Raw genomic sequence first — 8586 nt, 5'->3', positions numbered from 1 at the left:
CGCCCCACCGGACCGGTCTGGAGCACCGCCTCGAACAGCGCCGCCACCAACTCCTCCACCGGACCACGCGGCGCCACCCGCACCGGCTCGACCACACCGGCCGGCTCGGGCAGGGCCGACCTGTCGACCTTGCCGTGCGCGGCCAGCGGCAGCGCGGGCAGTTCGACGAGGTGCGCCGGGATCATGTGGTCGGGCAGCCGTTCGGCCAGGAAGCCGCGCAGCTCCGCCGGCCGGGCGTCACCGACGACGTAGGCCACCAGCGCCGGCTCGTCCTCGCCTCGCACCACCACCACACAGTCGTCGACTGACGGATGCGCCGCCAGGACCGCCTGTACCTCGCCCGGCTCGACGCGGTGTCCGCGGATCTTGACCTGGCCGTCGGCGCGGCCGAGGAACTCGATCGCGCCGTCGGGCAACCTCCGCGCCCGGTCGCCGGTGCGGTAGAGCCTGGCACCCGCGCGGCCGGAGAACGGGTCGGGCACGAACGCGGCGGCGGTCTGCCCGGGGCGCCCGAGGTAGCCGCGGGTGACGGTGACGCCGCCGATGCACAGCTCGCCGACCACGCCGTCGGGGACGAGGCGCAGCTCCTCGTCGAGGATGTACGCCTCGGCGTGCGGCAGCGGGTGGCCGATGGGGGTGATGACCCCGGCCCCCGCGGGTTCCTGATCGGCCGCGAGTGCGAGCACGCCAACGGTGGTCTCGGTGGGGCCGTAGTGGTTGACGACGGCGGGGGCGCCGGGCAGCGCGCGCAGACGGCGTACCCACTCCCAGCGAGACGCCTCACCGCCGAGCACGAGCGTACGGCCCGGCAGCAGGTCGGCGACGCCGGTGTGCAGCGCGGCCAGGTGTGATGGGGTGATCTTCAGCAGGTCGATCCGGTCGTCGCGCAGGTGCTCGGCGACCCAGGCGGCGTCCGTGGCGTGGGCACGGGGCACCAGGTGCAGGGTGCCGCCGGTGAGCAGCGCGCCGTGGAAGACGGTGACGCTGAAGTCGAACGTCAGCGGCTGCAGCATCGACGACCGCAGCCCCGGTGCCAGCCCGAGAAGGCCGGTGACGCCCGCGACGTAGGCGGTCAGGTGCCTGTCGGCCACGCCCACCCCCTTGGGCAGGCCGGTCGAACCGGAGGTGTAGATCACGTAGGCGAGCGTGTCGGGGTGCCGGATCACGGCGGGCGGCGTGTCCGGGAGAGCGGCGATGATCTCGGCGTCCGCGTCGAGGTCGACGACGGGAACATCCGTCTGAGGGACGTCCAGCCCCGACCTGGTCAGTACGGCCGTCGCGCCGGAGTCGGCGATCAGGTGGCGGAGCCTCTCCTGGGGGTGCTCCAGGTCCAGCGGGAGGTAGGCGGCGCCGCTCTTGAGCACGGCGAGCACGGCCACGGCGAGGTCGACGTCGGTGTCCAGGAGGATCGCGATCGGGGTGTCGGGGCGGGCCGTGCCCGCCAGGTGCCAGGCGAGCCTGCTGGACCTGCGGTCGAGCTCCGCGTAGGTCAGCGTGCGCCTTCCGGCGTCGGCGACCGCGACCTGGTCGGGCCGCGCCGCCACCTGAGCGGCGAACGCCTCGGTCACCGACGCGAACTCCGCGGAGGCGCCTGTTATTAGCTCGGGAGCTCCGCCCCCTTCGCGGGACTTCGCCGGCACGGCGGCCCGCACGAGGCGGTCGTGCTCGCCGGGCAGCAGGATCGGCAGCCGGCCGAGCGGGGTCGCCGGATCGGTCAGCGCAGCGTCGAGGAGGCGCCGGTAGCGCTCGGCGAAGCCCAGCGTCCACGACTCGTCGAACAGCGCCCTGGCGTACTCGATCCGCCCGTCGATACGGCCGTCCACCTCGGCCAGGTCGATCAGCAGGTCCACCTTCGCCGTGCCGTTGCGCAGCTGCCCGTTGGTGACCAGCGAGGGCAGCAGGTTGAACACGATCTGGTGCAGGGGAGCGCCGGCGCCCTCGGCGTGATCAGGCCGCACCTCCTCGACGAGCCGCTCGTAGGGCACCTCATCGTGGTCGAGCGCGTCGAGCACCGTGGTCCGCACCCGCTCGACCAGCTCGCCGAAGGACACCTCGGGCCCGCAGTCGGTACGCAGCAGCAACGTGTTGACGAAGTTGCCGATCAGCGGCTCGAGCTCGGGCAGCGGCCGCCCGCCCACGGGTGACCCCACCACCACGTCGGCCTGGCCGGCCAGCCGCGAGAGCAGCGCCTTGAGCCCGGCCAGCAGCACCACGAAGGGGGTCGTGCGGAGCTTCCTGGCCAGCTCGTGGCAGGCGCGTACGGTCTCCTCGGGCAGCACGAAGCCGACGTCGCCGCCGGAGTGGCGGGAGATGTCCGGGTCCGGGGCGCGCGGCGACAAGCGGAGCGGTCCCGGCAGCTCGCCGAGTTGTTTGCGCCAGTAGCCGAGCTGGTCGGCCAGCTCGCCACGCTCCCACCGGTCACGCTGCCAGCCGGCGAAGTCGCCGTACTGGATCGGCAGCTCCGGCAGGCCGGAGCCGTGCCCTTCGAAGGCCGCCAGAAACTCCTCCTGGAGGATCGCCACGGAAGCGGCGTCGAAGGCCACGTGGTGCACGGTGAAGAAGAAGTGGTCCGCCTCGCCGCCCGTGCGGATCAGCCGGGCCCGCCACAGCGGGGCGCTGTCGAGGGCGATGGATCGGGCGGCCTCGGCGGCGCGTACCCGGGCCAGCTCGCCCTCCGGTGCACGAGCTCCGTCTCGCAGATCGGTGACGGGGATCTCGATCGGCACCTCTGGCTCGACGACCTGCACGAGCCCGCCGTCGCGCGCGGTGAGCCTGGTGCGCAGGATCTCGTGGCGGCCGACCACCCGCGCGAGCGCGGCGGTGACCTCGGCGGCGTCGCAACCGGGCGGGAGCGGGGTGCCGAAGCCGATGTTGTACACCGCGAGCCCGGATTCGAGCTGATCCAAAAACCAGAGCCGCTCCTGCGCGAAGGACGCGGGAAGTTCGTAACCGCCGGCCGGATCCATGGGCGTGCTCACCGTCTAGTCGGCCCGCTCGAGCTCCTGCATGGCCTCACGAAGGCTGCGAGGCCGCATGTCCGTCCACACCTTGTCGATGTAGTCGAGGCAGGCATTTCGGTCGCCCGAAAACCCCTCCTCCCGCCACCCGGCGGGGGTGGGGCGGTTCGCGGCCCAGATGGAGTACTGATCCTCGTCGTTGATTACGACCTTGTAGTCGCCCCCGGGCATTGGCACGCCTTCTCCCTTTCGCGGTGCCCGGGATTTCCGGGCATGCCAAAGAATGATGTGGGACTGCAGACCGTGAACTGGACAAGTTACGGCCACACTGCGTTGGCAGCGTACATTCTCGACACTGACTGCGATGTTTGCTCGAAACGCCAGAAGCCTCGCTGATTGAAGTAGATCAAGACCGGCAAGTCAAGAGATGTCATGGAATCACGACGTTGCCCGGTCAACTGTGCGATTGACAGGGCAACTTCCCTATTGCCTCGTCGGCGCAGGCTGTGGAATATTGGCCCCGCCCAAATCCCGTAACAGCGGAATGGGACAAAACAGACGTCACGTGCGTTTCATGGAGTTCATCCTTACTTCGCGCCAAACAGGCAGTGAGAGGGGTCTATCCGGATGACGGTGCATAGCGCCCTGCCCAGTCCGCAGGCGGCCCACGCCCCATGACCGACCCGGCCTCGCTGGTCGTCATCGGCACAGGCGGTCTCGCCCGAGCCATCACCTACGCCTTGGCCGTGATCCCCCAGCCGCCGATCCGGGTGTCCGTGGTGGGCCGCGATCCCGTCAGGGCTGGCGAGATCTGCTACGTCTCCTCCGCCCGGGCCGCGGCATCCGGGACGGCCGCGGAGTTCCGCCCTGTGGCCGTGGATCTGACATGCGCTGACGCCCTGACGGACGCGCTGGCGGCCGCCGCGCCCGCGGGTGTGGTGCTCGCGGCCTCCAGCCAGTCTCCCTGGGAGTCGCGCACCTCCCCCTCGGCGTGGACGGCCCTCGTCCAGCGCGCTGGGTTCGGCCTGACGCTGCCGTTCCAGGCCGACTCTGCCCTGCGCGTCGGCCGGGCCCTCGCGGCCACCGGCAGGGAGTCGTGGTTCGTCAACGCCTGCTTCCCCGATGCCGTCAACCCGGTGTTGAGCGCCGCAGGGGTGCCCGTGCTGTGCGGCATCGGCAACGCGGGACTGCTCGCCGCCAGCTTGCAAGCCGCGCTCGGCCTCCCCGACCAACGGGAACTGTGCGTGCTGGCACACCACGTCCACCTGTACACCCCGCCGTCACCCGCGGACGAAGCGCTGGCCTGGCAGGGCGACCAGCCGCTCACCCAGGTGAGCGCGCTGCTCGCGGCCCAGCGCGCCGCCGGGCGAGCCGAGCTCAACCACGTCACCGGCCTCACGGCGGCACGTCTGCTGAGCGGCCTGCTCGCCGGGGCCGAGATCGACACCAACCTGCCAGGACCGCTCGGGCTGCCGGGCGGCTATCCGGTACGACTCGCCCGCGGCCGCCTGCACCTGCGGCTGCCACCTGGCATGGACCGATCCGAGGCCGTGGCGTTCAACCAGCGCGCCGCACTGCGCGACGGCGTCGTCGTCGACGGCGAGCGCCTCACCTTCGGCCCCGCCGCCCGGGAGGAGCTGGCCCGGCTGGCGCCGGAGATCGCCGACGGCTTCCCCGTCGCCGACCTGGCGTACGCGGGCGATGTCCTGAGCCGGCTCCGCGACCGGCTCCGCGACCTGGCGCCCGAGCAGGACCTCCGAAGCCTCCATCCCGTCACCCGCTCATAACAACTGCTTCGAAGGGAGCGGAGCTCCCGAGATAATAAGAAGGGCGTCAACGATGCCGAACCACGCAGCGAACCTGTTGCTCGACTTCTACGATCGTCTGCCCACCTCGATCGCGGCCTGCGTCGACAGCACCGAGCCCGTCAGGGACGACACCGGGTTCTCCCCCGGTTTCCTGCTGCCCGAGCCGGACGCGGACGTCGAGAGGTTCTTCTCCGTGGCCACCGCCCGCTGGCAACCCCTGGGGTCCTATTCCGGCCATCGGCTGAATCTGCTCGACCTGACGTGCAACCCGGCCACGGGCACGACCAAGACCTTCCCCTCGCTGCTCATCGTCGCGCGGGCGGTTGAATACATCAGGCGGTACGGCGAGGCCGTCACGATCTTCTCGCCCACGTCGGCGAACAAGGGCGTGGCGCTCCGCGACGCCGTGCTGCGCGCCATTGACGCCGGGCTGGCCGAGCCCGAGCAGTTGCGCACGGTGATCCTGGCGCCACACTCGTGCCTGGCCAAGTTACGCTCCAGCAGGCTGTCCACCGACCCGGCGCTGCGCGCGCTGAACCCCATGCTGGTCTACAGCGGGCCGGAGCCGGAGCGGGTGAAGGCGATCGGCCGGGCCTTCACCGACAAATACGCGGGCGACCTCAGAGCCAGTGGCCAGAACCTGTGGTTCTCGCTGGAGCTGGGCAACTACCTGGTGGCCGACACCGCCAGGGCGTTCTTCGAGCAGCAGGCGGCCCCGGCGGGCACCACGCCCCGGCTGCACGCCCACGCCGTCTCCAGTGCCTTCGGGCTGCTCGGCTACCACCGGGGCAGGGCCGTCCTGGAAGGCTCGGGCGCGGTGAGCCAGGACTCCAGGCCCGCCAGCCTGCTCGTGCAGCACCTGGGCACCCCCGACATGGTGCTCAACCTGCGGAACGGCGGCTTCGACCGGGCCAACGCGCCCGCCTACGAGCGCGACGGCGGGCTCTACCGCCAGTCGGCCGACCCGCGGTTCCCGCAGGTGACCTACGACCCCGACGAGGTGCTCGACCCGACGTTCTACACCCACAGGCCCGCGACCTCCCCGGAGATGAACGGGTTGATCGAGCGGTTCGGCGGTGACGGCATCGTCGTCTCGCTGGCCGAATGCGTGGCGCGCTACCCGGAGCTGCGCGAGCTGCTCGCCGGCTCCGGCTGCGAACTCCCCGCCGACTTCCGGCAACTGCGCGAGTGGTCGCTGGTGATGGCCATGACCGGCGTGCTCAACGCGATCGACCGCGGCCTGGCCGACCCCTGGGACGACGTCGTGGTGCATGGCTCGGGCTGCTACACCGCGGCGGACTACCTGCCTCTCGAACCAGAGGCGATGATCGAGGTCGCCGATATCGAGGACGTCGCGGCGGTGGTCTGCGGGTGATGGAGGACCGGCAGCACGCAGCGGACGGGATAGCCGTCGTCGGGATGGCGGGACGGTTCCCCGGCGCTCCCGACGTGGCCACGTTCTGGCGCAACCTGCTGGACGGCATGGACACCGTGCACGACTACACCGACGCCGAGTTGCGCGCGCTGGGCGTCGGCGAGCGCCTGCTCGCAGACCCGGCGCACGTGCGCGCGGGCGGGCGCCTGCCGGACGTGGCCGGGTTCGACGCCGAGTTCTTCGGCGTGCCGGCGGCCGAGGCCGTCCGCATGGACCCGCAGCACCGGCTTTTCGTCGAGCAGTCCTGGGTGGCGCTCGAGGACGCCGGGTGCGACCCTGCCTCCTACGACGGTCTGATCGGGGTGTTCGCCGGAGGCGCGGTCAACAGATACTTCCTGTTCCACCAGTTCGGCGGGGACCCCGACGAGCCACTGGACCCCGGGTTCGCCGCCGACTACCTGACCGCGCAGGCGGCTTACAGGCTCGGGCTGACCGGGCCCGCGGTCACGGTGCAGACCGCCTGTTCCAGCTCCCTCGTCGCGATCTGCATGGCCGGGCAGCAACTGCTCGAGTACCGCTGTGACCTGGCGCTCGCGGGCGGGGTGAGCGTGATGGAGCCGAGGTTCGTGCACCGGCCCGGTGGCCTGGTCTCTCCCGACGGCCGCTGCCGCGCCTTCGACGCCGACGGGCAGGGCAGCGGGTACAGCAGCGGCGTGGCGGTGCTCGCGCTGAAGCGCCTGGAGGACGCGCTCGCCGATCGCGACCAGATCATCGCCGTCCTGCGCGGATGGGCGGTCAACAACGACGGCGGCCTGCGGGCGGGATTCGCGGCGCCGGGGCTGGACGGGCAGGCGAGCGTGATGGCGGAGGCGCTGGCGGCGGCGGACCTGACACCGGCCTCGATCGGATACGTCGAAGCCCACGGCAGCGGCACCGCGGTCGGCGACGCCATCGAGGTGGCCGCCCTCGCCCAGGTCTTCGCGGAAGAACCGCTGCCTCCACGCTCTGTCGCCCTCGGCTCGGTCAAGACCAACATCGGCAACCTGGACGCCGCCGCCGGCGCCGCCGGGCTGATCAAGACCATTCTCGCCGTGCGGCACGGCGTCATCCCGGCCAATCTCCACTACGACCGCCCCAACCCGGACATCGACGTCGACTCCTCGCCGTTCTACGTCCCGGTCAAGAACGTCGGCTGGCAGGCGGAGGTACGGCGGGCCGGAGTGAGCTCCTTCGGCCTGGGCGGCACCAACGCGCACGTGATCGTCGAGCAGGCGCCGGCCGAAGCCCCGAGGCCGGAGGCGGGCGGGTGGCACGTGCTGCCACTGTCCGCTCGCACCCCCGAGGCCCTGCGCGCGGCGCGGACGCTCCTGGCCGAGCACCTCGCGACCGCCCAGGGGATCCGCCTGGACGACGTCGCCTACACGTTGGCGACCGGGCGGCGTGCGTTCGGCTGCCGGGCCGCGGTGCTGTGCCGCGACATCACCGAGGCCATCGCGGGGCTACGCCGGCCCGACGGTGACATGCCCGTGGCCGTCGATGCGCCGGAGGAGCTGCGGCGCACGGCGGCCGCCTGGGTGGAGGGCGCGGGCATCGGCTGGCCGCTGCCGGACGGGCACACGACGTCGCTGCCCGCCTACCCGTTCCAGCGGGCGCGCTACTGGCAGGAGGACCGATCATGACGTACCACGACACCGCCTCGCTGGCCCGCTGGTTCTCCGACCCCTCTCCCCGGCCGGGGGCGCGGCGGCAGCTGTTCTGCCTGCCGTACGCAGGTGCGGGGGCAAGCGCGTTCCGAGGCTGGGCGGCCGCCGCGGGGCCCGAGCTCGAGGTGCTGCCCGTGGTGCTGCCCGGCAGGGAGAGCAGGTACACCGAGCCCTTCGACGTCGACATCGCCGAGCTGGCCTCGGCGATCGCCGCGCGCGCCGACCGGCCGTACACGATCTACGGCCACTCCATGGGCGGCAGGCTGGGCTTCGAAGTGGTCCGCGAGCTGCGCAAGCGCGGCCAGAGGCAGCCGCTGCGGCTGTGCCTCGGCGGGTGCAGGCCGCCCGACATCCTGGAACCACTGGCCGAGCTGTCGTCGGTCAGCGACGAGGAGTTGCTCGGCCGGCTCGCTGAGCTCGGCGGGCTGCCGGAGGAGATCCTCGCCGAGCCCGAGCTGTGCGAGCTGATCCTGCCCGTGCTCCGCGCCGACTTCACCTGGCTCGACACCTACGAGTACGAGCCCGAGCCGCCGATCGAGGTGCCCATCGTGGCCTTTGCCGGCGCCGAGGACCACTCCGTCACCCCCGACGACATGCGCGGTTGGGCCAGGCACACCACGGCCGACTTCGACCTGCGCGTCGAGCCCGGCGGCCACTTCTTCCTCCACGAGCGGCGAGATCACATCCTCAAGGAGGCGCTGGCATGAGCGAGCGCAGCGAGCGACCAAACAAACACAGCCGAT

6 protein-coding genes are annotated in these 8586 nt (G+C 71.7%); 4 read left to right on the top strand and 2 right to left on the bottom strand.

The window, feature by feature from the left end:
- Window positions 1-2966: non-ribosomal peptide synthetase (locus ACTWQA_RS48640; protein ID WP_443165648.1), on the bottom strand; the 2966-nt coding region annotated here is incomplete at its 3' end.
- A gap of 15 nt (window positions 2967-2981) precedes the next feature.
- On the bottom strand, window positions 2982-3188 hold the full coding sequence (locus ACTWQA_RS48635; protein ID WP_443165649.1) for an MbtH family protein: 207 nt from the start codon (window positions 3186-3188) through the stop codon (window positions 2982-2984).
- 443 nt (window positions 3189-3631) lie between these two features.
- On the opposite strand from ACTWQA_RS48635, the gene ACTWQA_RS48630 reads away from it, so the two are divergent.
- Genes ACTWQA_RS48630 through ACTWQA_RS48615 form a run of 4 tightly spaced genes read left to right on the top strand, consistent with a single transcriptional unit; the run spans window position 3632 to window position 8550 of the window.
- Window positions 3632-4744 carry a hypothetical protein gene (locus tag ACTWQA_RS48630; protein ID WP_443165647.1) on the top strand — a complete coding sequence of 371 codons (1113 nt, stop codon included), beginning with the start codon at window positions 3632-3634 and terminating at the stop codon, window positions 4742-4744.
- Window positions 4745-4796: 52 nt separating this feature from the next.
- A complete protein-coding gene (locus ACTWQA_RS48625; protein WP_443165646.1) occupies window positions 4797-6140 on the top strand; it encodes a DUF6002 family protein in 1344 nt (447 codons plus the stop codon).
- The gene (locus tag ACTWQA_RS48620; RefSeq protein WP_443165645.1) at window positions 6140-7819 is read left to right on the top strand and encodes a beta-ketoacyl synthase N-terminal-like domain-containing protein; all 1680 of its coding nucleotides are present in this window, start codon (window positions 6140-6142) and stop codon (window positions 7817-7819) included. The genes ACTWQA_RS48625 and ACTWQA_RS48620 overlap by 1 nt, the downstream gene beginning before the upstream one ends.
- Window positions 7816-8550, top strand: a complete 735-nt coding sequence (locus ACTWQA_RS48615; RefSeq protein ID WP_443165644.1) for a thioesterase II family protein — start codon at window positions 7816-7818, stop codon at window positions 8548-8550. The genes ACTWQA_RS48620 and ACTWQA_RS48615 overlap by 4 nt, the downstream gene beginning before the upstream one ends.
- Window positions 8551-8586 lie beyond the last annotated feature (36 nt).

This window comes from Nonomuraea sp. 10N515B, assembly GCF_052245915.1.
GTDB lineage: Bacteria > Actinomycetota > Actinomycetes > Streptosporangiales > Streptosporangiaceae > Nonomuraea.
The sequence above is the reverse complement of the archived record's forward strand: the minus strand, read 5'-3'. Positions and strand labels throughout refer to the sequence as shown.